A 25,104-nucleotide genomic window follows, 5' to 3' on the forward strand; every position below is an offset into this window, starting at 1 on the left:
ATGCCTCCCTAGCCATTGGGTTCCCGGCAGGGCGTCCCGGCCTGACCCTTTCAGTGCTGGACGGCGCCCGGCAGCCCATAAGCCTCCATCTGGGCCTGGACCTGTGCGATGTTGTGGCCGAGCACGACGATGTCGTGGGTCTTGCCATCGACGTCGCGGACGTGGTCCCGTAGCAGCGCTTCGGCCTTGAAGCCGAGGCTCTCGAACAGGGCGATCGCCGACTGCTGGTCGACCGTCATCTGGACTGACAGCTTTTCCAGGCCCGCGCCGAGCGCCAGCGCGAAAGTTTCCTGCGACAGCGCCCGCCCCACTCCCTTCCCGCGGACATCGAGCGAGACCACCATCCGGATCTCGCCGACATGGGGCGACCAGGAATGGGGATCGCGCACCAGCGTGCCACAACCGACGACCTTGCCGTCACTGATCGCGAGCAGGCTCGTGATGGCGCCGCGCTCGATCTCCTTGACCCAGGCCGACAGCACTTTCGGCTGGCTGATATTGCGCGGCAGGAACAGTAGATCGTGGGTCGGCAGCCCCTTGCCGAAGGCGAGCACCGCGGCTTCGTCCGCAGGCGCCATCAGGCGGATCTCGACATCACCGGCATCGGTCTTGACGTGACGTGGATAGGAACGTTGCTCGCTCATGTCGATCTCTTTCCCAGCCAGGAATCCAGTTTGGGCCATAGCCGCTTCACGGCGTTGGCGCCCGCGACAAGCGAGACGTGACCGCCCTTCAGCATCACCTCTTCCTTGTCGGTAGATCCGATCTTCGCGATCAGGTGTTTTGCGGCCTCATACGGCACGATGTGGTCGTGCTCGGCCACCGCATGCAGGATCGGCACCTTGATGCTCTCGAGCTTCGCCGCCCGGCCGCCGACCGACATGCTGTCGTTGAACAGCTTGTTGTCCCACATCAGGTCCTTGGTGATGGTGCGGAAATATTCGCCCGCCAGCGGCAGCGTATCTGTCGCCCACCGATCGAACATCCGGTAGGACTTGACGAACTCGTCGTTCCAGATGTTTTCCCAGAGCTGGATCTGGCTCACCGTGCGCGAGGCGGGGCGCAGCATCTCGAACGAGGACAGGATCATCTCCGGCGGCACGTTGCCGACGCTGTCGACGAGACGATCGACGTCGAAATAGCGGCGGTCGGAGAAGTTCGAGAACAGCTTCATCTCGCGGAAGTCGATCGGCGTGGTGAAGCAGATCAGGTTCTTCATCGGCCCGTCCGCGTGGATCGCGCCGTAGAGCAGCGACAGCACGCCGCCGAAGCAATAGCCGATGACGGAAACGTCCTGCTCGCCGGAATCGGCCTGCACGCGGCGAACGCAATCCGGGATGAAGTCGAGGACATAGTCCTCCATCCGCAGGCTCTTCTCCTCCGGCCGCGGCGCGCTCCAATCGAGCATGTAGACGTCGTAGCCGCGTTTGAGCAGGAACTCGATGAAGCTCTGGCCGGGAACGAGGTCGAGGATGTAGCCGCGATTGGTGGTCGCCATCACGATCAGCACCGGGATGCGGTAGATCTCGTCCGACATCGGCCGGTAGTGATAGAGGCTCATCGTGCCGCGCGAATGCAGCACGTCCTTGGGCGTCGAGCCGAGCGAAGGACCCGAGGTCGAGAAATATTCGACGCCCTTGATGCTGCGCTGGATGGCGCGCTGCACCTCGGACTGGATGCGCTCCGGGATGGATGCGAGATCGAGCCCAGCCGGCGCGTTCATGATTGCCCTCCGTTCTCGGAGGGCGGCCGCTTCGTCCGTGGCGGCCGCGGCATCCCGTCGAAACCTTGCGAGATGCCCGAATTGGCCGCCATCTGGCTCAGCATCGACTTCATCTCGCCGATCTGGGCTTCGATCGACTGCAACCGTTCCGCCAGACCCGTGACCTGCTCCCGGCTCGGCAGGTTCATCGTGACGAGATATTTCTCCATGAGCTCGCCGAGCTGCTTCTGAGCACCTGCAGCAACTCCGCCCGCGCGGTTCATCGCCTGCGAAAATTCGGGCGACGACATGGCCTGGTTGGCAAAGGAGTTGAACCCCTTCTCCATCTCGCCCACCATCTTCTGCCACATGGCAACGGGGTCATTGGTCTTGTCGGTCATCGGCGTCCTCCTGAAATCGAGAGCTGCGATGCCCTTCTTTTCCGCCATACCACACCGTTGCGCGGTGCCGGTCAACCGGCAGGTCGGCCAGCGCGGCGCCGATGGCTTCTTTGCGGCGTGAAACCGTGCAATACACGACTGATCAAGAGCGAAGGGAACGCCCGTGACCACCCATCAGCCGCCCCAGACCGTCCGCGCCAACGGCATCGACATCTGCTACGAGATCTTCGGCAACGACAATGCCGAGCCGCTGCTGCTGATCATGGGGCTCGGCGCGCAGATGATCCACTGGGACGATGCGTTCTGCGAGCAACTTGCCGCGCGCGGCTTTCGCGTGATCCGCTTCGACAACCGCGACATCGGCAAGTCCAGCCATCTCACCGGCGGCAAGCGACTGACGCCGCTCGAGCTCTTGAAGCTGCGCTTCTTCCGGATCCCGGTCGCTGCGACCTACAAGCTGATCGACATGGCAAAAGACACGGTCGGGCTGATGGATGCACTCGGCATCAAATCGGCACATCTTGTCGGGGCGTCCATGGGCGGCATGATCGCGCAGGAGGTGACGCTGTCGTTTCCGCACCGCGTCCGTTCGCTGACCTCGATCATGTCGACGACAGGCAATCCGCGCCTGCCGCCGCCGACGCGCGAGGCCGCCGCGATGCTGATGGCGCCGCCGCCGCGCAGCAAGGAAGAGTACATCGTTCGTTACGGCCAGACCTGGAAAGTACTGCGCGCCGGACATTTTCCGGAAGAGGAAGCACTCGACCCCGAGCGCGCCGAGCGCGTGTTCGCGCGCGGCCTCAATCCCGCCGGCGTCGGCCGCCAGCTCCGCGCCGTGCTGGCCTCCGGCAGCCGCAAGGAGCGGCTGCATGCCGTGAAGGCACCGACGCTGGTCATTCACGGCACCGTCGATCCGCTGGTGCGGCCGGAGGGCGGCAAGGACACCGCGGCGTCGATCCCGAATGCAAAGCTGTTGATGATCGACGGCATGGGCCACGCACTACCGATGCGCTTCTGGCCGGAGATCATCGGTGCCATCGACAAGCACGCGCACGGCGCGGCGGCACAGGCTGCATAGACCGACGCTGGCAGTCTCTCCACGGTGACCATGTGAGCTTGCGGTGACTGTCTTCCAGCAGGCCGGTGCGAAAGTTATACAAGCCTCTCTCATTGGCAACAGGCTTTCGACATCTCGGAGCTCACATGCATTCCATCACCCGGTCGGCCGCTGTCGCCGCCATCTCGGCTCTCACGCTCGCGCTTGCAGCCGGCGCGGCGATCGCCGCCAGCGCGCAGGAGGAAGCCAACCGCACGGCCGTGCTGGCCTTCTACGAGAAGGGTCTCAACCAGAAGGACGCGGACGCGGCCCTCGCCTATGTCGGCAACCGCTATGTCCAGCACAATCCGAACGCCCCCGATGGCCCGGATGGCTTTCGAAAATTCATCGGCTTCCTCCGGGAAAAATTTCCGAACTCGCACAGCGAGATCAAGCGCTCGTTCGTCGACGGCGACTTCGTCATCCTGCACGTTCACTCCGTCCGCGAACCCGGCACCCGCGGCCGCGCGATCGTCGACATCTTCAAGCTGGAGAACGGCAAGATCGTCGAGCACTGGGACGTGGTTCAGGACATCCCGGAGAATCCGGCCAACGGCAACACGATGTTCTAGAAGGCGCAGCGGCGGATCGAGCGCAGCGTAATCCGGGAACCCGCTCTCGTCAGGAAAGCCTGCCCCGGATTGCGCTGCGCTCCATCCGGGCTACCAACGGTCGCCTAGCCCTTCCGCGCGATCCAGATCACGTGACGCGCGCCGCCGCCTCGTCCGGTGGCGCGAACCGCGACTTCGTTGACATCGAAGCCAGCGCGCTTAAGGCGCTTGGTGAAGGCCGGATTGGGTCCTGAGGACCAGACGGCGAGCACGCCACCCGGCCGCAGCGCAGTCTTGGCCGCCGCCAGCCCGCTCGCGCTGTAGAGCGCGTCATTGCCCTTGCGGGTCAGCCCTTCCGGCCCATTGTCAACGTCGAGGAGAATGGCATCGAAGGCCGAGCTCTTGGCACGGATGACTTCGCCGACGTCGATTTCCCGGATCTTCACCCTGACATCATCGAGGCTGTCGCCGAAGACCTCGGCCATCGGCCCGCGCGCCCAGGCGACCACCGCGGGCACGAGTTCGGACACCACGATCCTTGCCTTGGGCCCGAGCACCGTGAGCGCGGCACGCAGCGTAAAGCCCATGCCGAGGCCACCGATGAGGATAACGGGCTTGGCGACGCTCTCGATCTGCTTCGCCGCGAGTGTTGCAAGCGCAGCTTCCGAGCCGGACAGGCGATTGTTCATCAGCTCGTTGGTGCCGAGCTTGATGGAGAACTCCTTGCCCCGACGCATCAGGCGGAGCTCCTCGTCCGAGCCGGGGATCTTGGCGGTGTCGAGCTTTTCCCAGGGAATCATGGGCGACGTTTAGCACGACTTCGTAGCCCGCACCTCAGCCTATCCCCCCGCCCAGACGTCGAGCACATACCGGTTCTTCGTGCCCATCTCCTCGATCCAGCGCGCGCTGGCGGCGGCGTCGCTGCCGCTCTTCTCGCGGTGGATCGCAACCAGCGCCGCTTTGACGTCGGGCTCCATCTTGCCGCCGTCGCCGCAGACATAGACGATCGCGCCCTGCTCGATCAGCGGCCAGACCTTGTCCTTTTGCGCGGCGAGCATGTGCTGCACATAGGTCTTCGGTCCATCGGCACGCGAGAACGCCGTGAACAGCTCGGTGATGCCGCTTGCCGCGAGCGCCTTCAGCTCCTCCGCATAGAGAAAATCCTGATCGGGATGACGGCAGCCGAAGAACAGCATGGCCGGCCCAAGGCTGGCGCCCCCGGCTTTGCGCGCAGCCCGCTCCTGAAGGAAGCCGCGGAACGGCGCCAGACCCGTACCCGGGCCGATCATGATGATCGGCACGGACGGATCGTCGGGAAGCCGAAAGCCGGCCTTGGTCTCGCGCACGGTGGCGTAGACCGCATCGCCCGCGCGGCGATTGGCGAGATAGTTCGAGCAGATGCCCTTGTAGGTGCCGCGCCCCGACGCCGCCGGGCCTTCGACCACGCCGACCGTGATGCTGCAGCGCGCCGGATCCACCGACGGCGAGGACGAGATCGAATAATACCGCGGCGCCAGCAGCGAGAGCATTTCCAGGTAGACATGAAACGGCAGTTCGCAGGCGGGATATTCGAGCAGCAGATCGAACACCGATTTACGCCTGGCCAGGATCTCGCTGCGGTACCTCTCGAGCGGCTCCGCCTCCTCCCCAACGAAGGCCAGCAGCTTCGGCTTGGTGACGGGGCAGCGGGTGTGCTCGGCCATGATCTGGATCTGCTTGCGTGTCGCCACCTGCTGCAACTCGACAAACTCGCTGAGCAGACGGCCGACCGACACCGCATCACCCACCGGCAGTTGCGCGCGGCGGCCCTCGGTGACCCGCAGCCTGATCTGGTCGGCCGGCAGGAAGCCGAAGCGGCGGGCGACCGAATCCACCAGCGTCGGATCGTTGCGCGGGACGACGCTGAGGTGGTCGCCGACGCGGTAGCTGACATTGGCCGGCAGTTGCACCTCGATGTGGCGCGTCGAGCGCTCCGACGGATTGGGCCCCGCCTTGTTCTGAAGCTCGTCGTTGGCGAGCACCTTCATCGCAACCGCGCCGCCCTGCGCGACGATGGTATTGACGGCGGTGACCGCGACAGGCTCGATCGCATAGAGCGGATCGTCCTCGGCAGTGCGGGTGAAGTTCCAGTCGATGCCGAATTCCTTCGTCGCAACCTGCGCCGCGGCAGGAAACCATTTCTGGAACTGGCCGTCGAGATCGCTGCGCGCATCGCCCTCGCCGCGCGGATAGACCGCGCGCGCGCCATGCGCCGACAACTGCTCGTCGATCAGGCGCGGCACCGATTGATAGGTCGCGGCCCAGTCGCTGTTGCCACAACCGAACACGGCATAGCGGACGCCGGCAAAGGCATCCTTCGGCAAATCGCCGCCGAGCCATTTGACGAACTGCGTCGCATTGTCGGGCGGGGCGCCGTTATAGGAGGCGCAGATGATCAGCACGCCGCCGTCCTGCGGCAGCTTGCCGACGTAATCGTCGAGCGGGCCGAGATGCACGGCAAAGCCGTTGATCTCGGCAAGATCCGCCATGCGCGTCGCCAGCTCTTCCGCGGTGCCGAGGTTCGAGCCGTACAGCACCAGCATCGGCGTGTTGTGGCCGGGGCGCGCGGTCGGTTGACGTGGTGCTTTCGGCGCCGAGCCGGCAGCCGCAATCGGCCCGCCATAGGCACCACGCTCGCGATCAGCGCGCGGACGCACCCTGATCTTGAAGCCTTCCGGCTTCATCGTCAGCGTCTCCTTCAAATGCATCTGGTAGCGCTGATGGTCGATCAGCTTGAAGCGCTGCAGGATCATGCCGAGCGCGAGCGCGGCCTCGTGCATGGCGAAGCCTCGGCCGATGCAGGCGCGCTGGCCGTTGCCGAACGGCTTCCAGGCATTGATCGGCCGCTTCGCCTCCGCCTCGCGGCTGAAATTCTCGGGGTCGAACGCATCCGGATTCGGTCCCCACACCGAGGGATCCCGATGCAGCGCCGTCACCAGGACGGTGACGAACGTACCTTTCCGGAGCTTGTACTTGCCACCGCCGATGGTCTCGTCGTTCAGCGGCGAAATGCCGTAGGCCGGCGCCGGCGGCCACAGCCGCAGCGCCTCTTTCAGGATCTGCGTGATGTAGGTGAGCTGCGTCACCTGCTGATAGGTCGGCTTGGCATTGACGTCGGGACCGAAGACGCGATCGACCTCGTCATAGGCCTTCTTGAGGATCTCCGGATGCTTGAGCAGCGCATAGAGCGTGTAGGACAACAGGCCGCTCGTGGTCTCGTGGCCCGCGATCAGGAACGTGTTGATCTGGTAACGGATGTTGACGTCGTCGAGCTGCTCGCCGGTCGAGCGGTCAACGCCGGTCATCATCGCGGCGAGCATGTCCTTCTTGTCGTCGACCGCGTCGGCGCTCTTGCGGCGCTCGGCGATGATCTCGTCGACCATCTTGTTCATGAAGGCGACGTCTTCAGTGAGCGTCTTGCGGCGCTTCTGCATCCAGAGCTGCTCGAGCGGCAGGCCCCGCGTCATCATGATGGTTTCGAGCGAACGCACCAGTGACTCGACGTAGGGGTGATAGTCGCTCCGGTAGAAGGAGTTGAAGCGGTAGTCGAAACCGCACAGGCCGATCGTGTCCAGCGTCAGCGCGGTCATGTCGTGGACGACGTCGATCTCGTCGTCGGCATTGAGCCGCTCCCATTTCTGGACGAGCTGCTCGGCGATGTCGACCATGCTCGGATGATAGGATTGCATGGCGCGGTTGCCGAACGGCTGCAGCAGGATGTTGTGCGCCTTGCTCCAGTTCGGCTCGCGGGTATCGGCCGTGAACAGGCCATCGCCGCCGACCGCACGCACACGCCGCAGCGCGCCGCGCACCGTCTTGTCGAAACGCTTCTCGTCGGAGAGCTCTTCGACGAGATCGTGGCCGGAGACGACGACGATCGGCGAGCCCATCATGTCGAGCCAGAAGATCGGACCGAGCTCCTTGGCGAGCCGCGTCAAATGCTGCACGGGGGCGGCCGAGTCCAGCGACAGCATGTTGCCGACCACGGGCTTGGCCGGCGGCTGCGGAATCGGGTCCAGACGGTTCTTGGATGACATGAAAAGTACTTCCCCCTGACTCGATATCCACCGTCGTCATTGCGAGGAGCGAAGCGACGAAGCAATCCAGACCGCCTCTGCGGATACTTTGCTGGATTGCTTCGCTGCGCTCGCGATGACGAGTGCTACCCAAACCGCCTTCTACGCCATTCGATCAGCTTGGCGCTGACCTCTTCCGGCTTCTCCTGCTGCGTCCAATGGCCGCTGTCCTTCACCAGGTATTTCTCGAGATCGCCGATCAGCTTTTCCATGCCGTCGGCCGCCGAGGGCGGCAGCACGGCGTCGTTCTCCGCCATGATCATCAGCGACGGCACGTGGATGTTATGGTCCAGCCCCTTCGCACGCTCCCAATTGCGGGTGAAATTGCGATACCAATTGATGCCGCCGGTGAAGCCGGTCTTCGTGAACGTGTCGACGAACACCTTCTTCTCGTCGGCCGACAGGATCGGCGTGCGCGGATCGACCTTGGCATCGTAGGCCGCGATCATCTGCGGGAAGGCCAGATTGGTCTTTGCCGAGGCGCCAACCCCCGCGATCGGCGGCTCCTCCGGCTTCGCTGCCGGCCGCGCCAGCGGCTTGCGCATAAAGGCGTCGAAGGTCTGCTCGACCCGGCTGCCGAAAATCCTGTCCGGCTCGCGCGCGGGATCCTGGAACTGGACGATGTACATCTGCTCGCCGAAGCGCTGGCGGAACAGTGCGATCGGATCGACCGGCGCGCGGTCCCAATGCGGGGTGTTGACGCCGACAACACCGGCGACGCGCGAGGGATGCCGCAGCGGCATCTGCCAGACCACGAAGCCGCCCCAGTCATGACCGACGAAGATCGCCTTGTCGATGCCGAGATGATCCAGCAGCCCGACGAGATCGCCGGTCAGATGCTCCATGTCATAGGCCTCGACCGGCTCCGGCCGGTCGGTCGCGCCATAGCCGCGCTGGTCCGGGGCGATCACCCGGATGCCCGCCTCGCTCAGCGCCTTGATCTGATGGCGCCAGGAAAAGGCGAGCTCGGGCCAGCCATGGCACAGCACGATCGGCGGCTTGTCGTCGGTCGGGCCCGCCTCGTAATAGCCCATGCGGATTCCGTTCGTCTGCGCGAACTTGAGCGGCGGCATTTCAATCATCGCAAGTTTCCTGGCAACATTCCTACTCAGCGGCGCCCTTGATGTCCGCCGCTGGCGGCGCATAGGCCGCCTCCAACGCGGCGAACTCGTCGGGCAGCATGTCGCACATCACCTGCACATGCGGGATGATGTTGGCGCCGACGATGAAGCCGAAATCGAGCTGGTCGCGATAGCTCTGCACGGTGATGTTGAGCGCCTGCCCGTGCGTCGAGATCGACACCGGGAAGATGTGCAACAGCTCGGCACCGGCAGCGTAAAGCGTCTGCCGCGGCCCGGGCACGTTGGACACCGTGATGTTGGCGGCCGGCGGCAGCACGTCCGACAGGTTCGAGCGGCTGTAAAGCAGCGCCAGGATCTGCACCATGATCGGCGCGCCCAGCATCGAGATGTTGGAGACCTGGGGCATCAGCGCGCGCAGCGGGTGCGACATCTCCTTGGACTTGGTCGACTGCGCGATGATGGCCTCCAGCCGCGCCTTGGGGTCGTCGATGTTGGTCGCGATCGCGCAGATCATGCCGAACACCTGGTTGTTGGCCTCGGTGTTGCCCTCCTCCCGCAGCGAGATCGGCACGGCGGCCGTCAGGGATTTCGCCGGCAGCGTGCCATATTGCTGAAGGTAGCGGCGGACCACGCCGGAGGCGAGCGCCAGCACGACGTCGTTGAGCTTGCCGCCGGCGAGCTTCGCCAGCGCCTTCGCGCGCGACAGCGAGATCGACACGCCGGCAAAGCTTCGCTCCGACGAGATGGTCTTGTTCAGCATCGTCGGCGGCGACACCATGCTGGCGAGGCTCTCGCGCGACTTGGGATCTGAGACCTTGCCGAGCACCTCGGACACGCTCTTGACCATGGTCGGGATGTTGCCAGCGAAGCGCACCGCGCTCTCGATCTGGTACATCGCGTTGTCGAACAGGATCGAACCGATGTCGCTCTTGCCGGTGCGCGGCAATTGCAGGTTTTGGGCGGCCTTGCCGGCATCGAGCGGCTGGTTGAACAGCTGCTGGTAGGAATCCAGGAGGTTCGCCGCGATGTCGCGCGGCTCCTGCCCGGGCTTGGCTCCGGCCGCCGGCGGATCGACCTGCCGCGGGATCGGCGAGATATCGTAGATCATGTTGGTCAGCGCCGCACCGGCACCGCCGTCGATCGCGGCATGGTGCATCTTGGAATAGAGCCCGACCTCGTTGTCCTTCATGCCCTCGAACACGTAGAACTCCCAGAGCGGGCGGGCGCGGTTGAGCAGCTTGGCGTGCATCCAGCCGACGATGCGCTCCAGCGTGGCGCGGTCGCGCGGCTGCGGCAGGCTGGCGCGGAAAATGTGGCGGTCGATGTCGAACTGGTCGTCCTCGACCCAGGAGGGATGATCGATGTCGAGCGGCGCCTTCTCCAGCCGCGCCTTGAGGATCGGCGCGATATGCAGGCGCGAGACGATCATCGCCTTGAAGTCTTCGAAGAAGTCGCCCTTGTAGTCGTCGGGCAGGCGAAAGATCGCCATGCTCCCGACATGCATCGGCATCTCCGGCGTTTCCAGATAGAGAAACGACGCGTCCAGCGACGACAGCTTCTTACCGTCAGCCATAGTTCCCTCCCGCAACGATTGACGGGCGCCTTCTGGCGCTTCTCGTCAGGCCGATATTGCCTGCTCCGGCGGGGCATATGCAATGGCAAACGGCCCTGCCCGGTCAAATGGCGAGAACTCCCCTTCCGGTTGCGCCAGCCGGTCCGCCACGGCCCATAGCGCCGCGGGGTTCACCCCGAGCCCGATATGGCTCGCCAGGAGCACCTCGATGTTCTCGGCCCGATCGGAGGGACGGAGCAGGCAGGTCCGCCAGTTCACTACGCCGTCGGCGCGCGAATAGATCGACGTCGCCGGCACCGGCAGATCACCGGCGATCGCCTCGCGCGCCTCAGCAAGATCCTCGACCCGTTCCCCCGACAGCGCCTCGTAGAGCCGCGTGGCGTTGGTTGCCCGCACATCGTTGGCAAACGGGCTGCCGAGCGTGATGACATAGCGAACCATGTCGGGTGCCCAAAGCGCGAGATCGCGGGCATAGACGCCGCCGAGGCTCCAGCCGACGAGGCTGACCTTGCGTCCGCTCGCACGATGGATCTCGGCAAGACGGGCGCGCAAGGCGTCCCGCATCCGGCCGAGGCCGCCGAGATTGCGGCCCATCCGCCAGGCCTGCGCCTCGTAGCCGAGCTCACTGAGATAGCGCCGCATCGGCACCATCGAGAGATCGCTGGCGAGGAAGCCCGGCAGCGCCAACACCGGATGGCCGTCGCCCCGCGGCGCCCGCATCAGGATCGGCGACAGCAGCAGGCTCGCATTGAGCTCGAACAGGCCGCGGGCTTCTGCCAGCAGCAGGCCGAGGCTCGGCGGACGAAGCCGGCCTGCCTCCTGCGCCCCCTCCGGCCCGGGCGACATTGCTATTTCTTCTTGTCGCTGCTGCGCGTGCCGCCGAGGCCGGCCATGGTGACGAACATGTCCTGGAAGCGCTCGGCGATCTTCGGATCGAAGGTGAACCAGCTCTGGATCAGCGATTCCGGCGAGACCTTCTCGATGTTGCTGAGCACCTGCTGCTGCAGCTTGTCCATCACCGCCGTTTGCATCGGCGCCACGTCGGGCAGACCGAAGAACTGGCGGGCCTCGAGGGGGGTGCAGTCGATTTCGATGTTAACTTTCATGTCCCCTCCAGAAGAGATTCGAGCGGCCTGACCGAGTATCGCCGCGAGTTGTGGTGCGACGCAAGCGACCTGATGCAGGGGCGCCGCGCGCCTATCCTGCAATCGGCCGATATGGTCAACCAAAGTCGAAGGGGGCGAACCCCATGCCTGGCAGCATGGTCAGCATTGCTGCACAGCGGTGCAACTTGGCGCGTTCCTTGCTGGAATGGCGCTTGCACCGGTCGAGAACTCTGGGCAACATGGATCAATCAGGCCGCCGAACAATCAAAAATCATCGGCTGGGCAGTGTGGAGAGGGTCAAGAATGTTAGTCGGTCGAACTCTGTTTGCGGCGACGCTCGCCGGTACGCTTGCGTTGACGGTCACGCCGGCGTCGAGCCAGACGCTGCGTTATGCCAACCAGGGTGACCTGAAATCCCTCGACCCCTACACGCTCAACGAGAGCACCACCCACGCCCATCTCGGTCACGTCTATCAAGGCCTCACCGCGCGCGACAAGGACCTCAAGATCATTCCGGCGCTGGCGGAAAGCTGGGAAACGCCGGAGCCGACCCGCTGGCGCTTCCATTTGCGCAAGGGCGTGAAATTCCACAACGGCGATCCTTTCACCGCCGACGACGTCGTGTTCTCCGCCGATCGCGTCCGCAAGAAGGGGTCCAATATGCAGACCCGCCTTGCGCCGGACGTCAAGGTCGTGAAGGTCGACGACTACACGGTCGACTTCGTCCTGCCCTCGCCCAATCCCATCCTGCACAATTCGTGGGATGTCTGGTACATCATGGACAAGAAATGGGCCGAGGAGAACAACGTCGTCGATCCGACGCCGGTTGCGGCGACCACGCCGAGCTACGCCTCGCTGCACGAGAACGGCACGGGCCCCTTCATCATCGAGAGCCATCAGCCCGGCGTGAAGACGGTGTTCAAGGCCAACCCCAATTACTGGGGCAAGATGGAAGGCAATCTGAAGGAGATCATCTTCACCCCGATTTCCTCCGATGCGACCCGCGTCGCTGCGCTGCTTTCGGGTGAAGTGGACGTCATCGAGCCGGTGCCGATCCAGGATATCTCCCGCGTCGATTCCAGCCCGAATGCCCAGGTGCTGAAGGGGCCCGAGCTGCGCACCATCTTCATCGGCTTCGACCAGACCCGTGACGAGCTGCTCTACTCCAACATCAAGGGCAAGAATCCCTTCAAGGACGCCCGCGTCCGCGAAGCCTTCTACAAGGCGATCGACATCGAGCTGATCAAGACGCGCGTGATGCGCGGGCTGTCGACGCCCTCGGCCCTGATGATCGCGCCGGAACTGTTCGCGCTGTCCAAGGAGTTCACGCGGCCGAAATTCGACCCTGACGGTGCCAAGAAGCTCCTGACCGAGGCGGGCTACCCCGACGGCTTCGAAGTCACGATGGATTGCCCGAACGATCGCTATGTCAACGACGCCGCGATCTGCCAGGCCGTCGTCGGCATGCTTGCCCGCATCGGTGTCAAGATCAATCTCCTGGCGCAGCCGAAGGCGCAGTACTTCGCCAAGGTGCTCAAGCAGGGCGGCTACCAGACCTCGTTCTATCTGCTGGGCTGGACGCCGAGCACGATGGACTCGCACAACGTGCTCTACGACATCATGGGCTGCCGCGACGATGCGAAATCCTCCCGTGGCGAGGCCAATCTCGGCGGCTATTGCAACAAGGAATTCGACGCCATCACCGACAAGGTGCTGGTCGAGACCGACACCGCCAAGCGCAACCAGCTGATCAAGCAGGCTTACGACATCAGCATCAAGGACTGGGCCTACATTCCGCTGCATCAGCAGGCGCTGGCCTGGGGCGTCTCGAAGAAGGTCAACCTGCCGCAGCGCGCGGACAATCTGGTCATGTTCCACTGGGCGACCAAGAAAGAATAGCGTTGGTTGAACACGAGGTCCCGGCAGCGTGAGGCTCCCGGGACCTTTCCTTTTCCGGCTGACAAAGCCGTCGGCTGCACGCACACCCAAGGACAGTGGAAGGCATGCTCGCTTTCACTCTTCGCCGCGCCGTTCAGGCTATCGGCGTCATGTTCGCCGTCGGCATCATCGCGTTCTCGATGTTCCGTTTCGCCGGCGATCCCGTCAACCAGATCGTCTCGATCGACACATCGGCGGCCGAACGCGAGATCGTGCGCAAGTCGCTCGGCCTCGACGACCCCGTGCCGGTGCAGTTCGTTCGCTATTTCGCCGACGCGGCGCAATTCAAGTTCGGCGTTTCCTACCAGTTCCGCCAGCCGGTCTCGACGCTGCTGATGGAGCGCATGCCCGCCACGCTGGAACTGGCGATCTGCGCCACCGTGTTTGCGATGGTGTTCGGCATCCTGATGGGCGTCTATTCGGCGCTCAGGCGCGACACCATGCTGGCCAAGTTACTCCAGGCGATTTCGCTGATCGGCATCTCGCTGCCGACGTTCCTGATCGGCATCCTGCTGATCTATCTGTTCGCCGTGACGCTGGGCTGGTTGCCCTCGTTCGGCCGTGGCGAGGTGGTCAAGCTCGGCTGGTGGAGCACGGGCCTGCTCACGCTGTCGGGGCTGAAGGCGCTGATCATGCCCTCGATCACGCTCGGCCTGTTCCAGATGACCTTGATCATGCGGCTGGTGCGCGCGGAGATGCTGGAAGTGCTGCGAACCGACTACATCCGCTTTGCCCGTGCCCGCGGACTCACCACGCGCGCCATCCATTTCGGCCACGCGCTGAAGAACACGCTGATTCCCGTGATCACGGTGGCCGGGCTCCAGTTTGGCTCGGTTATTGCATTTTCGATCATCACCGAAACCGTGTTCCAATGGCCGGGCATGGGTCTTCTGTTCGTGCAGGCCGTGCAAAACGTCGATATCCCGATCATGGCCGCCTATCTGCTGATGGTTTCGCTGATCTTCGTCACCATCAACCTGGTGGTCGACATCCTCTACACCGTGGTCGACCCGCGCCTGCGCGCGACCGTCGGCCGCGCCACATAAGGAAGCCCTGCATGTCCGACGCAGTCGCCTCCAATCCCGACAAGCCGAGCGCACCGCCGGCGCAGGCCGGCCGCAGCTGGCTGAGCCGCGCGCTCGACAGCGACGTCTTCTATTCGTTCCGCCGCTCCAAGCTGACCATGGTGGCGGCGGCCATCACCGTGCTGTTCTTCCTGCTCGCGATCTTTGCGTCCGCGCTCGCGGTGCAGAACCCGTTCGATCCGGCGCAGCTCCAGTTGATGAACTCGCGCATCTCGCCGCTGTGGACCGCCGACGGCCAGAGCCCGTTCCTGCTCGGCACCGACGAGCAGGGCCGCGACGTGTTCTCCGCCATTCTCTACGGCATGCGCATCTCGCTCGCCGTCGGCGTTGCCGGCGTGATCTTCGCCGGTGCGCTCGGCATCGCGCTCGGCCTGATCGCCGGCTATTTCGGCGGCGCGGTGGATGGCGTGATCATGCGGATCGCCGACGTGCAGCTCACCTTCCCCGCCATTCTGATCGCGCTGCTGGTCAACGGCATCGCCAAGTCGATCTTCGGCAACCGGCTGGATGCCACCAGCATGCTGGTGGTGCTGGTGATCTCGATCGGCCTGAGTTTCTGGGTGGGCTATGCCCGGACGGTGCGCGGCTCCGTGATGGTCGAGAAGAACAAGGACTACGTGGCCGCTGCGCAGCTGATCGGCCTGCCCGCGCCGAAGATCATGCTGCGGCACGTGCTGCCCAACACGATGGGTCCGATCCTGGTCATCGCCACCATCAACCTGGCTCTCGCCATCATCACCGAGGCAACGCTCTCGTTCCTCGGCGTCGGCCTGCCCGATACCATGCCCTCGCTGGGCACGCTGATCCGCATCGGCAACAATTATCTGTTCGCCGGCGAATGGTGGATCGTCGCCTTCCCCGGCCTGGCGCTCGCCGGATTGATCCTGTCGATCAATTTGCTCGGCGACTGGCTGCGCGACGCGCTCAACCCGAAACTCCGATAAGCAACATTTCGACGAGTACGCCTCGCTCATGACCGAACCCATCCTCTCCGTGCGCAACCTTCAGGTGGAGTTCGCCTCCCGCCGCGGCACGCTCCGCGCCATCGACGGCGTCTCCTTCGACATCGCCAGGGGAGAGGTGCTGGGCGTGGTCGGCGAATCCGGCGCCGGCAAATCCGTCACCGGCCTTGCCGTGATCGGCCTGATCGACCCGCCCGGCCGCATCGCCGGCGGCGAGATCCGTCTCGCCGGCCAGCGCATCGACAATCTGCCGCCGGAGCAGATGCGCCGCATCCGTGGAAAGCGGATCGGCATGATCTTCCAGGATCCCCTCACTTCGCTCAATCCGCTCTACCGGGTCGGCGACCAGATCGTCGAGACGATCAGGACCCACCTGAACCTGTCCGAGACGGCGGCTCGCCGCCGCGCCATCGACCTGCTCGCCGAGGTCGGCATTCCCGCGCCGGAAAAGCGCATCGACGGCTATCCCCACGAATTCTCCGGCGGCATGCGCCAGCGCGTCGTGATCGCGCTCGCGATCTGCGCCGAGCCCGAGCTGATCATCGCGGACGAGCCGACCACCGCGCTCGACGTCTCCGTGCAGGCGCAGATCATCTCGCTGATCAAGCGGCTCGGCCGCGACCACGGCACCGCCGTGATGCTGGTGACCCACGACATGGGCGTGATCGCGGAAACCTCGGACCGCGTCGCGGTGATGTATGCCGGCCGTGTTGCCGAGATCGGCCCCGTGCAGGAGGTCGTCAGAAATCCCCTGCACCCTTACGCCAAGGGCTTGATGGGCGCGATCCCGACGCTGGCCGGCGAGGACAAGCGCCTCCAGCAGATCCCCGGTTCGATGCCGCGGCTCTCGGCGATCCCGCGCGGATGTTCGTTCAATCCGCGCTGCGCCTTTGCGTTCGACCGCTGCCGGGTCGATCGGCCCGAGCCGCTGCCGCGGGGCGCACAATCGGTCGCCTGCCATCTCTATGACAACGTGACGGCGGAGAGCGCGGCATGAGCACGCCCTTCGTCCAGGCGACAAATCTGCGTCGCGTGTTCGACGTCTCGAAACCCTGGCTCAACCGTATGCTCGAGGGCGGGCATCTCGAATATCTCAAGGCCGTCGACCACGTCACCTTCGACATCAGGAAGGGCGAGACGTTTGCGCTGGTCGGCGAGTCCGGGTCCGGCAAGACCACAGTCGCTCGGATGGTCGTCGGCCTCCTGCCGCCAAGCTCCGGCGACGTCCTGATCGACGGCGTCTCGATGACCGATCCGCGGCAGGCGCCGGCGCGCCGCAAGCTGCGCCGCCGCATCCAGATGATCTTCCAGGATCCCTATGCGAGCCTGAACCCGCGCTTTCGCGTCGATGCCATCATCTCCGAGCCGATCCGCGCGTTCGACCTGATCCAGGGCGAACGCGACATCCAGGCCCGCGTCGGCGAACTGCTCAGCCTGGTCGGCCTGCATCCCGACGACCGGCTGAAATTCCCACACGAATTCTCCGGCGGCCAGCGCCAGCGCATCGCGATCGCAAGGGCGCTCGCCTCCGACGCCGAATTCATCGTCTGCGACGAGCCGACCTCGGCGCTCGACGTCTCCGTGCAGGCGCAGATCCTCAACCTGATGCGCGACCTCCAGGACAAGTTCGGCCTGACATACATGTTCATCAGCCACAACCTCGCCGTGGTCCGCCACATGGCGAGCCGCGTCGGCGTGATGTATCTCGGCCGCATCGTCGAGATTGCGGAGGGACGCGAGCTGTTCGCCAATCCGCGCATGCCCTACACCAAGATGCTGCTCGGCGCCGTGCCCGATCTTGCCATGAGCGGCCGCCAGCGTATTCCGGTGAAGGGCGAGATCCCGAACCCGATCAACCCGCCCCCCGGCTGTGCCTTCAACCCGCGCTGCCCGCTGGCGTTCGATCTCTGCCGCAAGGAAACTCCGGAACTGATCGACGGTGTCGCCTGCCACGCAGTTAACACCGCGCCGGTCCCAGCGTGACGCGCGCGTGCCATGCGGCCTGCGCATTTGGCATCCCAGCATCGGCTGTGATCAATTGCGCGCGCCGCAAATGAGGTAGCCCATGGCCAGCAACGTCAATCCCGATCCGTTCACGACGCGCCCCGAAATCGAGGGCACGTTCGGGGTCGTCGCCACCACGCACTGGATCGCGACCGCGGTCGGCATGGCCATCCTGGAAAAGGGCGGCAACGCATTCGACGCCGGCGTCGCCACCGCCTTCACGCTCCAGGTGGTCGAGCCGCATCTGAACGGCCCCGGCGGCGACGTGCCTGTGATCGTGCATGACGTCAAGCGCGGTCGCACCGAAGTGATCTGCGGCCAGGGCCCGGCCCCGGCGCGCGCCACCATCGCGCATTACAAGAGCGAAGGCCTCGACATGGTGCCCGGCACCGGCCTGCTGGCGGCCTGCGTTCCCGGCACCTTCGAATCCTGGATGATGCTGCTGCGCGACTACGGCACGATGCGCGTGCGCGACGTGCTGGAACCCGCGATCTCCTATGCGCGCGACGGCTATCCGCTGGTCGAGCGCGCCTGCGCCACGATCCAGACCGTCGAACAATTGTTCCGCAAGCACTGGCCGACCTCGGCCGCCGTCTATCTTCCGAACGGCGCGGTGCCGAAGCCCGGCACGTTGTTCACAAACAAGACGCTGGCCGCGACCTACACCCGCATTCTCGGCGAGGCAGAGAGCGGCGGCGGGGGCCGCGATGCCGAGATCGCGCGTGCGCGAAAGGCCTGGTCGCATGGCTTCGTCGCCGAAGCCATCGACAAGTTCTGCCGAACCCAGGAAGTGATGGACGTCAGCGGCTCGCCGCATCGCGGCGTGCTCTCCGCCGACGACATGGCGCGCTGGCAGCCGACCATCGAGGCGCCTCTCACCTACGACTACGGCCGCTACACCGTCTGCAAGGCCGGAGTCTGGAGCCAGGGCCCGGTGACGCTGCAGCAGCTCGCGCTGCTGAAGGGCTTCGCGCTCGACGGCCTCGATCCGACCGGGCCGGAGTTCATCCATCTCCAGATCGAATGCGCCAAACTCGCCTTCGCCGACCGCGAGAAATTCTACGGCGACCCTGAGTTCAGCGAGATCCCGATCGCGACGCTGCTGTCGGATGCCTATAACGACGAGCGGCGCAAGCTCGTCTCCGACAAGGCCTCGCTCGAGCTCCGCCCCGGCACGGTCGAGGGCCGCGGCGGCGTGGTCAAGTTGCGCCGCGCGGAAGGCCAACGCGAAGCCGTTGGCGCGCTCGGCGCCGGTGAGCCGACCGTGGGGCGCTTCGGCGAGGTGCGCGGCGACACCGTGCATTTCGACATCATCGACAAGGCCGGCAACATGGTGTCCTCGACGCCTTCGGGGGGTTGGCTGCAATCCTCGCCTGTCATTCCAGAGCTGGGTTTTTGCCTCGGCAGCCGTGCGCAAATGTTCGACCTGGAGGAGAACCAACCAAGCTCGCTCGCCCCGGGCAAGCGGCCGCGCACGACGCTGTCGCCGACCATGGCGCTGCGCGACGGCGAACCCTACCTCGCCTGGGGCTCGCCCGGCGGCGATCAGCAGGACCAGTGGATCACGCAGTTCTTCCTGCGTCACGTCCACTGCAATCTCAATCTTCAGGAAGCCATCGACGCGCCGGCCTGGCATTCCGAACATTTCCCGATCTCGTTCTGGCCGCGCACCGCGCGCCCCGGCGTGCTCGTGGTCGAGAACCGCGTGCCGAAAGCGACGATCGAGAATCTGCGCGAGCGCGGGCATATCGTCGAGGTCGGCCCCGACTGGTCGGAAGGCCGCCTCACCGCGGCTTCGCGTGTCGGCGTGCGCCGGCGCGCCGCCGCCAATCCGCGCGGCATGCAGGGTTACGCGGCGGGACGCTGAAGGCAGCACATGACCTGGTCGATCATCGCACGAGATCCTGCCACCGGCCATTTCGGCATCGCGGTCGCGACCCGGTTCTTCGCCGTCGGTGCGCGCGTGCCTTATATCGCGGCCGGTCTCGGCGCGATTGCGACGCAGGCCTTCGTCAATCCCTATTATGGCATCGACGGGGTCAAGCTGCTGCGCGAGGGCCTCAACGCACACGACGTACTCGCGACATTGCTCGCGACCGACGATGGGCGCGAGAGCCGGCAGGTCCACATCATGGACGCCAGCGGCGAGATCGCGGCGCATACCGGGCGCGACTGCGTCGACTGGTGCGGGCACGTCGCCGGCAGTGGCTATTCGATCGCAGGCAACATGCTCGCGGGCGCCGACGTGCTCGCCGAGACGGCAAAGACCTATCTCGCCAATGACAGCCTGCCCTTCCCGCGCCGCCTGCTCGCGGCGATGCGCGCAGGCGAAGCCGCCGGCGGCGACAAGCGCGGCAAGCAGTCCGCGGCGCTGTTGATCCATGGCGAGGAGGAATGGCCGGCGTTGGACATCCGCGCCGACGATCATCCCGATCCGCTCAATGAGCTCGAACGGCTCGAACGCGTCAGCCACGAGCTCTGGGTCCACTTCCGGCCCTCCATGCCGACGCGGCGGAATCCGGCCGGCAACACCGATCGCGCCGTCATCGACGCCAGCATCCAAGCCGCGCGCGCAAGACGGTCATGAGCGCGAGCCCTCTCATCGAGATCAGGGACCTGCGCATCCGCTTCCACGGCGATGACGGCCGCATCACGCATGCGGTCGACAGCGTCGATCTCAGCGTCGCCAATGGCGCGACGCTCGGCCTCGTCGGCGAATCCGGCTGCGGCAAGAGCGTGACATCGCTGGCCATCATGGGCCTGTTGCCGAAGCAAAGCGCGGAGATATCGGGCGCAATCCGCTTCGACGGCCTCGATCTCCTGCAGACGCCGGACCAGACCCTGCGCGATTTGCGCGGCAACCGGCTCGCCATGATCTTCCAGGAGCCGATGACCTCGCTCAATCCGAGCTTCACGATCGGCGACCAGATCATCGAGACCATCCTGCGCCATCGCGGCGGCTCGCGCAAAAGCGCGCGCGAGCGCGCGGTCGAGCTATTGCGCCGCGTTCACATCCCCTCGCCCGAGCGGCGCATTGACGAATATCCGCACAAGCTTTCCGGCGGCATGCGCCAGCGCGTGATGATCGCGATGGCGCTGGCCTGCGACCCGCGCCTGTTGATCGCGGACGAACCGACCACGGCGCTCGACGTCACCCTGCAGGCGCAGATCCTGGAATTGATGCGCGAGCTGAAGGCCGCGAGCGGCGCCGCCATCATCCTGATCACCCACGATCTCGGCGTCGTCGCCGAGGTCTGCGACGAGGTCGCGGTGATGTATGCCGGCGAGATCGTCGAGCGTGCGCCGGTGGACGAGCTGTTCTCCGCCCCGCAGCATCCCTACACTGTCGGCCTGCTCGGCTCGATCCCCCGGCTCGACCATCGCGCCGAGCAGCTTGCGACGATCGAGGGCATGGTGCCGAACATGGCGCAGCCGCCGGCCGGCTGCCGCTTCGCCGCGCGCTGCCCCTTCGTGCTGGAGGCCTGCACCGCGGCGCCGCCGCCGCTCGTCGAGGTCAGCGCCGGTCACCTCTCGCGCTGCATCCGCGCGCCGCTCGAACGGCTGGTGTCGTGATGCCGAGCCCTTTCTCTCTCGTGCCCCGGGCGCAGCGCTGCACAAGCGAAGCGCGGTGGTGCGCTGCTGAACCGGGGCCCATGTGGCAGCGAGCTGGGTCCCGGTTCAGCAGCGCGACACGTCGTCTTGCGCCGCGCCCGGGACACGAAACCGGCGCTTGCGGAGAACAGATGCGATGACCGCTCTGCTCGAGGTCAACGGCCTGGTCAAGCATTTCGTCGCCGAGCGCTCGCTGTTCGGCCGACCGGTGGCGCATGTGAAGGCGGTCGATGGCGTCTCCTTCTCGCTCGAGGCCGGAAAGACGCTGGCGCTGGTCGGCGAGTCCGGCTGCGGCAAGTCCACCGTGAGCCGCCTCGTGCTGCGGCTGATCGAGCCGGATGCCGGCACGGTGCGGTTCGCCGGGCGTGATCTGCTTGCGCTGGACGCCGGCGGCTTGCGCAAATTCCGCCGCGAGGCGCAGATCATCTTTCAGGACCCCTACGCCTCGCTCAATCCGCGCATGACGGTCGGCCAGATCCTGACCGAGCCGCTAGCCTTGCACGATCTGGTGCCGCCGGCTCAGCGACGCGCGCGCGTCGCGGAAATCCTGCGACTGGTCGGGCTGGAGCCGCGGCTGGCACGGCGCTACCCGCACGAATTCTCCGGCGGCCAGCGCCAGCGCATCGCCATTGCCCGCGCCCTCGCGGTCGAGCCGAAGCTGATCATCTGCGACGAGCCGGTCTCGGCGCTCGACGTCTCGATCCGGTCGCAGATCCTCAACCTGCTGCGCGAGCTGCAGGACCGGCTCGGCCTCGCCTACATCTTCGTCTCGCATGACCTCGCCGTGGTCAAGCACATCGCCGACCACGTCGCGGTGATGAATCTCGGCCAGATCGTCGAGACCGCAGAGGCTGATGCGCTGTTCGCAGCGCCAGGCCATCCCTATAGCCGGGCGCTTTTGTCCGCGATCCCCGTGCCTAAACCGCAGGCAAAGCGCAGCCGGATTGTGCTGCAGGGAGAGATCCCCAGCGCGCTCAATCCGCCGCCCGGGTGCCGCTTCCACACCCGCTGCCCCTACGTGATTGACCGCTGCCGCAGCGAAATGCCTCAGCTCGTGCCGGATGGCATCGGACATGCAACGGCCTGTCACAGAACGTCGGAACTGCCGTCCTCCGCGGCGATCGTCCCGTCCGACGGCGGCTTTTCGCCGGTTCTCGAAAAATTGGTCGCCGCCTTCAGCAGCGGCCCGGAAGCAGTCCGCGGCGGCGGGGTTTAGTTCATTGGGAACGGACCCGGCCTGACCGCAAAACAGAGGTTGAGAGCGATGAGTTTCATGCGTTTGGCAATCCTGGCGTCGGCCGTGCTGACGTCGCTCGTGGGTGCAGTCCAAGCCCAGACAACCCTTCGCATCGGCATCGCCGAGGACCCTGATATCCTCGATCCCAGTATCGGCCGCACCTATGTCGGCCGCATCGTGTTCTCCGCCTTCTGCGACAAGCTGTTCGACATCGACGAGAAGCTCAACATCGTGCCGCAACTCGCGCTGTCGCACGAGACCTCGGCCGACGGCAAGGAGATGACGATCAAGCTCCGGCCGGGCGTCAAATTCCACGACGGCGAGCCGCTCGACGCGGAAGCCGCAAAATTCTCGATCGAGCGTCACATGACGCTGCCGACCTCGTTCCGCAAGTCGGAGCTCGCCAGCGTCGACCATGTCGAGGTGGTCGATCCCCTCACCATCAAGCTGGTGCTGAAAACCCCCTACTCGCCGCTGATCGCCCAGCTCACCGACCGCTCCGGCATGATGGTCTCGCCGAAGGCCGCCAAGGAGGCCGGCGACAAATTCGGCCTGCATCCGGTCTGCGCCGGGCCCTACAAATTCGTCGAGCGCGTGCAGCAGGACCGCATGGTGTTCGAAAAGTTCGCCGACTACTGGAACAAGGACAACATCCATATCGACCGCGTCGTGTTCCTGCCGATCGTCGACGCCACCGTCCGCCTTGCGAATCTGAAGTCCGGCGGGCTCGATCTGATCGAGCGCGTGCTCGCCACCGACATCAAGGACGTCCGCGCCGATTCCCGCCTCGTGCTGTCGACCGCGCCGGAGCTCGGCTATCTCGGCCTGACCGTCAATATCGGCAACGACAAGAGCAAAGGCCCGCTGAGCCAGTCGGCGAAGGTGCGCCAGGCGCTCGACCTGTCGATCGATCGCGAAGCCCTCAACCAGGTCGTCTTCAACGGCGAATTCACGCCCGGCAACCAGTGGGTCAGCCCGACGCATCCCTATTATCAGAAGGCCTTCCCGGTCCGCGGCCGCGATATCGCCAAGGCAAAGGCGCTGTTGAAAGAAGCCGGCGTCACCACGCCGGTGACCGTCGACTACATGATCCCCAAGGGCGCGGAGAACGAAGCCGTGGCCCAGGTCGTCCAGTCGATGGCCGCCGAAGCGGGCTTCGACATCAAGATCCGCGCGGTCGAATTCGCTACGACGTTCAAGCAGGCCCAGGCGGGCGAGTTCCAGATCTTCCAGATCAACTGGAGCGGCCGCATCGATCCCGACGGCAATTCCTACATCTTCATGCGCAGCAAGGCGCCGCAGAACGACGGCGGCTATTCGAATCCGGATGCGGACAAGCTGATGGAAGATGGACGCATGACGGCCAACGTCGCCGAGCGCAAGGCGATCTACGAAAAGCTGACCAAGATCCTGCTCGACGATCTGCCGATCATCTACATCTACCACCGCACGCTCCTGATCGCGCATACCACCAAGCTGCAGGGTTACAAGCAGATGCCCGACGGGCTCGTGCGTGTGGTCGGGTTGAAGTTCAAGTGATCGTTCTGACGATGAGCACCTGTCCCGGACGCGGCGCAGCGCGCGAGCGCTGCCCCGCAGAGCCGGGACCCACGACCGCAACGTGTTCCCGCCAATGGGTCCCGGTTCAGCAGCGCAACATTGCATGTTGCGCTGCGCCCGGGACACGAGCCTGGTCATGCTGAACTTCCTCGCCCGCCGGATTGCGCAGATCGTGCCGACACTGTTCTTCGTGTCGGTGCTGATCTTCTCGCTCCAGCAATTGCTGCCGGGTGATCCCGCCCTGGTGATGGCCGGCGAGGAGCGCGACCCCGCCGTGATCGAGCAGATCCGCCAGCAGTACAAGCTCGATCAGCCGATCCCCGTTCAGTACGTCTACTGGCTCAAGGGCGTCCTGACCGGAAACTTCGGCGAGTCGCTGCGTAACAAGATGCCGGTGCGCGAGCTGATCGCGCAGAAGCTGCCGGTCACGCTTCAGCTCGGCTCGATGGCGATTGTGATCGCGTTCTGCATAGGCATCCCCGCCGGCATCATCTCCGCGGTGAAGAAAGGCACGGCCTGGGACTATGGCGCCAACCTGTTCGCGCTGTGGGGCATCTCGACGCCGAATTTCTGGCTCGGGATCATGCTGATCTTCCTGTTCTCGATCAAGCTCGGCTGGTTGCCGGCATCGGGCTATGTCCCGCTCACCGAGAACTGGCGCGCGAGCCTTGCCGCCACCATCATGCCGGCCTTCGTACTCGGAAATGCAATCTCCGCGGTCCTGATGCGGCATACCCGCAGCGCCATGCTTCAGGTGCTGGAGAGCGACTATGTCCGCACCGCACGCGCGAAGGGCCTCTCCGAGCGCTCGGTGATCCTCAAGCATGCCATGCGCAACGCGCTGACGCCGATCATTACGCTCGGCGCTCTCGAGCTCGGCACGCTGCTGTCGGGCGCGGTGCTGACCGAGCAGATCTTCTCCATTCCCGGTTTCGGCAAGCTGATCGTGGATGCCGTGTTCAACCGCGACTACGCCGTGGTGCAGGGCGTCGTGCTGGTCACGGCCACGGTCTACATCACGCTGAACCTCGTCGCCGATGTCGCCTATATCCTCGTCAATCCCAGGCTCAGGGGCTAGGC

Annotated in this window: 22 protein-coding genes; 13 read left to right on the plus strand and 9 right to left on the minus strand. The window is 65.1% G+C overall.

Going from position 1 to position 25,104, the window contains the following annotated elements:
* Positions 1 to 50: 50 nt before the first annotated feature.
* From CO669_RS08995 to CO669_RS09005, 3 genes are read right to left on the minus strand one after another with little or no spacing between them, the layout of a single operon-like run.
* Positions 51 to 644, minus strand: a complete 594-nt coding sequence (locus tag CO669_RS08995; protein WP_198963917.1) for a GNAT family N-acetyltransferase — start codon at positions 642 to 644, stop codon at positions 51 to 53.
* Complete coding sequence (locus CO669_RS09000) at positions 641 to 1,723, minus strand: PHA/PHB synthase family protein (protein WP_097659456.1); 1,083 nt, start codon at positions 1,721 to 1,723, stop codon at positions 641 to 643. The genes CO669_RS08995 and CO669_RS09000 overlap by 4 nt, the downstream gene beginning before the upstream one ends.
* Complete coding sequence (locus CO669_RS09005) at positions 1,720 to 2,103, minus strand: hypothetical protein (RefSeq protein ID WP_097659457.1); 384 nt, start codon at positions 2,101 to 2,103, stop codon at positions 1,720 to 1,722. Before CO669_RS09005 ends, CO669_RS09000 begins: the two co-directional genes overlap by 4 nt.
* A 163-nt stretch (positions 2,104 to 2,266) precedes the next feature.
* Between CO669_RS09005 and CO669_RS09010 the strand changes: the two genes are divergently transcribed.
* Both CO669_RS09010 and CO669_RS09015 read left to right on the plus strand, forming a co-directional pair.
* The gene (locus CO669_RS09010; protein WP_097659458.1) at positions 2,267 to 3,181 is read left to right on the plus strand and encodes an alpha/beta fold hydrolase; all 915 of its coding nucleotides are present in this window, start codon (positions 2,267 to 2,269) and stop codon (positions 3,179 to 3,181) included.
* A 125-nt stretch (positions 3,182 to 3,306) separates the two neighbouring features.
* A complete protein-coding gene (locus CO669_RS09015) occupies positions 3,307 to 3,771 on the plus strand; it encodes a nuclear transport factor 2 family protein (protein WP_097659459.1) in 465 nt (154 codons plus the stop codon).
* Between the two features lie 104 nt (positions 3,772 to 3,875).
* Here CO669_RS09015 and CO669_RS09020 read toward each other — a convergent pair whose 3' ends face one another.
* From CO669_RS09020 to CO669_RS09045, 6 genes are all read right to left on the minus strand, one after another.
* The gene (locus CO669_RS09020) at positions 3,876 to 4,550 is read right to left on the minus strand and encodes a spermidine synthase (protein ID WP_097659460.1); all 675 of its coding nucleotides are present in this window, start codon (positions 4,548 to 4,550) and stop codon (positions 3,876 to 3,878) included.
* 39 nt (positions 4,551 to 4,589) lie between these two features.
* Positions 4,590 to 7,826 carry a bifunctional cytochrome P450/NADPH--P450 reductase gene (locus tag CO669_RS09025; protein ID WP_097659461.1) on the minus strand — a complete coding sequence of 1,079 codons (3,237 nt, stop codon included), beginning with the start codon at positions 7,824 to 7,826 and terminating at the stop codon, positions 4,590 to 4,592.
* 125 nt (positions 7,827 to 7,951) lie between these two features.
* The gene (locus CO669_RS09030) at positions 7,952 to 8,947 is read right to left on the minus strand and encodes an alpha/beta fold hydrolase (RefSeq protein ID WP_198963918.1); all 996 of its coding nucleotides are present in this window, start codon (positions 8,945 to 8,947) and stop codon (positions 7,952 to 7,954) included.
* Between the two features lie 22 nt (positions 8,948 to 8,969).
* Positions 8,970 to 10,520 carry a WS/DGAT/MGAT family O-acyltransferase gene (locus tag CO669_RS09035; RefSeq protein WP_097659463.1) on the minus strand — a complete coding sequence of 517 codons (1,551 nt, stop codon included), beginning with the start codon at positions 10,518 to 10,520 and terminating at the stop codon, positions 8,970 to 8,972.
* Positions 10,521 to 10,565: 45 nt separating this feature from the next.
* Positions 10,566 to 11,366 (minus strand): esterase/lipase family protein, encoded by an 801-nt coding sequence (locus tag CO669_RS09040; protein WP_097659464.1) that lies wholly within the window; start codon positions 11,364 to 11,366, stop codon positions 10,566 to 10,568.
* Between the two features lie 2 nt (positions 11,367 to 11,368).
* Complete coding sequence (locus CO669_RS09045) at positions 11,369 to 11,626, minus strand: DUF6489 family protein (protein ID WP_097659465.1); 258 nt, start codon at positions 11,624 to 11,626, stop codon at positions 11,369 to 11,371.
* 303 nt (positions 11,627 to 11,929) lie between these two features.
* On the opposite strand from CO669_RS09045, the gene CO669_RS09050 reads away from it, so the two are divergent.
* The 11 genes from CO669_RS09050 (at position 11,930) to CO669_RS09100 (ending at position 25,102) form a co-directional block, all read left to right on the plus strand.
* Positions 11,930 to 13,525 carry an ABC transporter substrate-binding protein gene (locus tag CO669_RS09050; protein ID WP_097659466.1) on the plus strand — a complete coding sequence of 532 codons (1,596 nt, stop codon included), beginning with the start codon at positions 11,930 to 11,932 and terminating at the stop codon, positions 13,523 to 13,525.
* Positions 13,526 to 13,629: 104 nt separating this feature from the next.
* A complete protein-coding gene (locus CO669_RS09055; protein ID WP_097659467.1) occupies positions 13,630 to 14,610 on the plus strand; it encodes an ABC transporter permease in 981 nt (326 codons plus the stop codon).
* An 11-nt stretch (positions 14,611 to 14,621) separates the two neighbouring features.
* On the plus strand, positions 14,622 to 15,593 hold the full coding sequence (locus tag CO669_RS09060; protein WP_097659468.1) for an ABC transporter permease: 972 nt from the start codon (positions 14,622 to 14,624) through the stop codon (positions 15,591 to 15,593).
* A gap of 28 nt (positions 15,594 to 15,621) precedes the next feature.
* Complete coding sequence (locus CO669_RS09065) at positions 15,622 to 16,608, plus strand: ABC transporter ATP-binding protein (RefSeq protein ID WP_097659469.1); 987 nt, start codon at positions 15,622 to 15,624, stop codon at positions 16,606 to 16,608.
* Positions 16,605 to 17,594, plus strand: coding sequence for an ABC transporter ATP-binding protein (locus tag CO669_RS09070; protein WP_097659470.1), 990 nt, complete (start codon positions 16,605 to 16,607; stop codon positions 17,592 to 17,594). Before CO669_RS09065 ends, CO669_RS09070 begins: the two co-directional genes overlap by 4 nt.
* Positions 17,595 to 17,676: 82 nt before the next feature.
* Entirely contained in the window at positions 17,677 to 19,482 is a 1,806-nt protein-coding gene (locus CO669_RS09075; protein WP_097659471.1) for a gamma-glutamyltransferase family protein, read from the plus strand.
* A gap of 9 nt (positions 19,483 to 19,491) precedes the next feature.
* On the plus strand, positions 19,492 to 20,202 hold the full coding sequence (locus CO669_RS09080) for a DUF1028 domain-containing protein (protein ID WP_097659472.1): 711 nt from the start codon (positions 19,492 to 19,494) through the stop codon (positions 20,200 to 20,202).
* On the plus strand, positions 20,199 to 21,188 hold the full coding sequence (locus CO669_RS09085) for an ABC transporter ATP-binding protein (RefSeq protein ID WP_097659473.1): 990 nt from the start codon (positions 20,199 to 20,201) through the stop codon (positions 21,186 to 21,188). The genes CO669_RS09080 and CO669_RS09085 overlap by 4 nt, the downstream gene beginning before the upstream one ends.
* A 175-nt stretch (positions 21,189 to 21,363) precedes the next feature.
* Complete coding sequence (locus tag CO669_RS09090; protein WP_097659474.1) at positions 21,364 to 22,443, plus strand: ABC transporter ATP-binding protein; 1,080 nt, start codon at positions 21,364 to 21,366, stop codon at positions 22,441 to 22,443.
* Positions 22,444 to 22,491: 48 nt separating this feature from the next.
* Positions 22,492 to 24,003, plus strand: a complete 1,512-nt coding sequence (locus CO669_RS09095; RefSeq protein WP_097659475.1) for an ABC transporter substrate-binding protein — start codon at positions 22,492 to 22,494, stop codon at positions 24,001 to 24,003.
* A 157-nt stretch (positions 24,004 to 24,160) separates the two neighbouring features.
* A complete protein-coding gene (locus CO669_RS09100) occupies positions 24,161 to 25,102 on the plus strand; it encodes an ABC transporter permease (protein ID WP_097659476.1) in 942 nt (313 codons plus the stop codon).
* Positions 25,103 to 25,104: the final 2 nt, after the last annotated feature.

The sequence above is a fragment of the Bradyrhizobium sp. Y36 genome (genome assembly GCF_002531575.1).
Taxonomy (GTDB): Bacteria; Pseudomonadota; Alphaproteobacteria; order Rhizobiales; family Xanthobacteraceae; genus Bradyrhizobium.

Excerpts from the sequence above, each read along its gene's own strand:
- CO669_RS09085 (WP_097659473.1), top strand. The coding sequence starts at position 20,199 with ATGAGCGCGAGCCCTCTCATCGAGATCAGGGACCTGCGCATCCGCTTC.
- CO669_RS09075 (WP_097659471.1), top strand. The coding sequence starts at position 17,677 with ATGGCCAGCAACGTCAATCCCGATCCGTTCACGACGCGCCCCGAAATC.
- CO669_RS09065 (WP_097659469.1), top strand. The coding sequence starts at position 15,622 with ATGACCGAACCCATCCTCTCCGTGCGCAACCTTCAGGTGGAGTTCGCC.
- CO669_RS09020 (WP_097659460.1), bottom strand. The coding sequence starts at position 4,550 with ATGATTCCCTGGGAAAAGCTCGACACCGCCAAGATCCCCGGCTCGGAC.
- CO669_RS09005 (WP_097659457.1), bottom strand. The coding sequence starts at position 2,103 with ATGACCGACAAGACCAATGACCCCGTTGCCATGTGGCAGAAGATGGTG.
- CO669_RS09000 (WP_097659456.1), bottom strand. The coding sequence starts at position 1,723 with ATGAACGCGCCGGCTGGGCTCGATCTCGCATCCATCCCGGAGCGCATC.
- CO669_RS08995 (WP_198963917.1), bottom strand. The coding sequence starts at position 644 with ATGAGCGAGCAACGTTCCTATCCACGTCACGTCAAGACCGATGCCGGT.
- CO669_RS09090 (WP_097659474.1), top strand. The coding sequence starts at position 21,364 with ATGACCGCTCTGCTCGAGGTCAACGGCCTGGTCAAGCATTTCGTCGCC.
- CO669_RS09100 (WP_097659476.1), top strand. The coding sequence starts at position 24,161 with ATGCTGAACTTCCTCGCCCGCCGGATTGCGCAGATCGTGCCGACACTG.
- CO669_RS09040 (WP_097659464.1), bottom strand. The coding sequence starts at position 11,366 with ATGTCGCCCGGGCCGGAGGGGGCGCAGGAGGCAGGCCGGCTTCGTCCG.
- CO669_RS09045 (WP_097659465.1), bottom strand. The coding sequence starts at position 11,626 with ATGAAAGTTAACATCGAAATCGACTGCACCCCCCTCGAGGCCCGCCAG.
- CO669_RS09095 (WP_097659475.1), top strand. The coding sequence starts at position 22,492 with ATGAGTTTCATGCGTTTGGCAATCCTGGCGTCGGCCGTGCTGACGTCG.
- CO669_RS09080 (WP_097659472.1), top strand. The coding sequence starts at position 19,492 with ATGACCTGGTCGATCATCGCACGAGATCCTGCCACCGGCCATTTCGGC.
- CO669_RS09025 (WP_097659461.1), bottom strand. The coding sequence starts at position 7,826 with ATGTCATCCAAGAACCGTCTGGACCCGATTCCGCAGCCGCCGGCCAAG.
- CO669_RS09070 (WP_097659470.1), top strand. The coding sequence starts at position 16,605 with ATGAGCACGCCCTTCGTCCAGGCGACAAATCTGCGTCGCGTGTTCGAC.
- CO669_RS09055 (WP_097659467.1), top strand. The coding sequence starts at position 13,630 with ATGCTCGCTTTCACTCTTCGCCGCGCCGTTCAGGCTATCGGCGTCATG.
- CO669_RS09060 (WP_097659468.1), top strand. The coding sequence starts at position 14,622 with ATGTCCGACGCAGTCGCCTCCAATCCCGACAAGCCGAGCGCACCGCCG.
- CO669_RS09030 (WP_198963918.1), bottom strand. The coding sequence starts at position 8,947 with ATGATTGAAATGCCGCCGCTCAAGTTCGCGCAGACGAACGGAATCCGC.
- CO669_RS09050 (WP_097659466.1), top strand. The coding sequence starts at position 11,930 with ATGTTAGTCGGTCGAACTCTGTTTGCGGCGACGCTCGCCGGTACGCTT.
- CO669_RS09015 (WP_097659459.1), top strand. The coding sequence starts at position 3,307 with ATGCATTCCATCACCCGGTCGGCCGCTGTCGCCGCCATCTCGGCTCTC.
- CO669_RS09035 (WP_097659463.1), bottom strand. The coding sequence starts at position 10,520 with ATGGCTGACGGTAAGAAGCTGTCGTCGCTGGACGCGTCGTTTCTCTAT.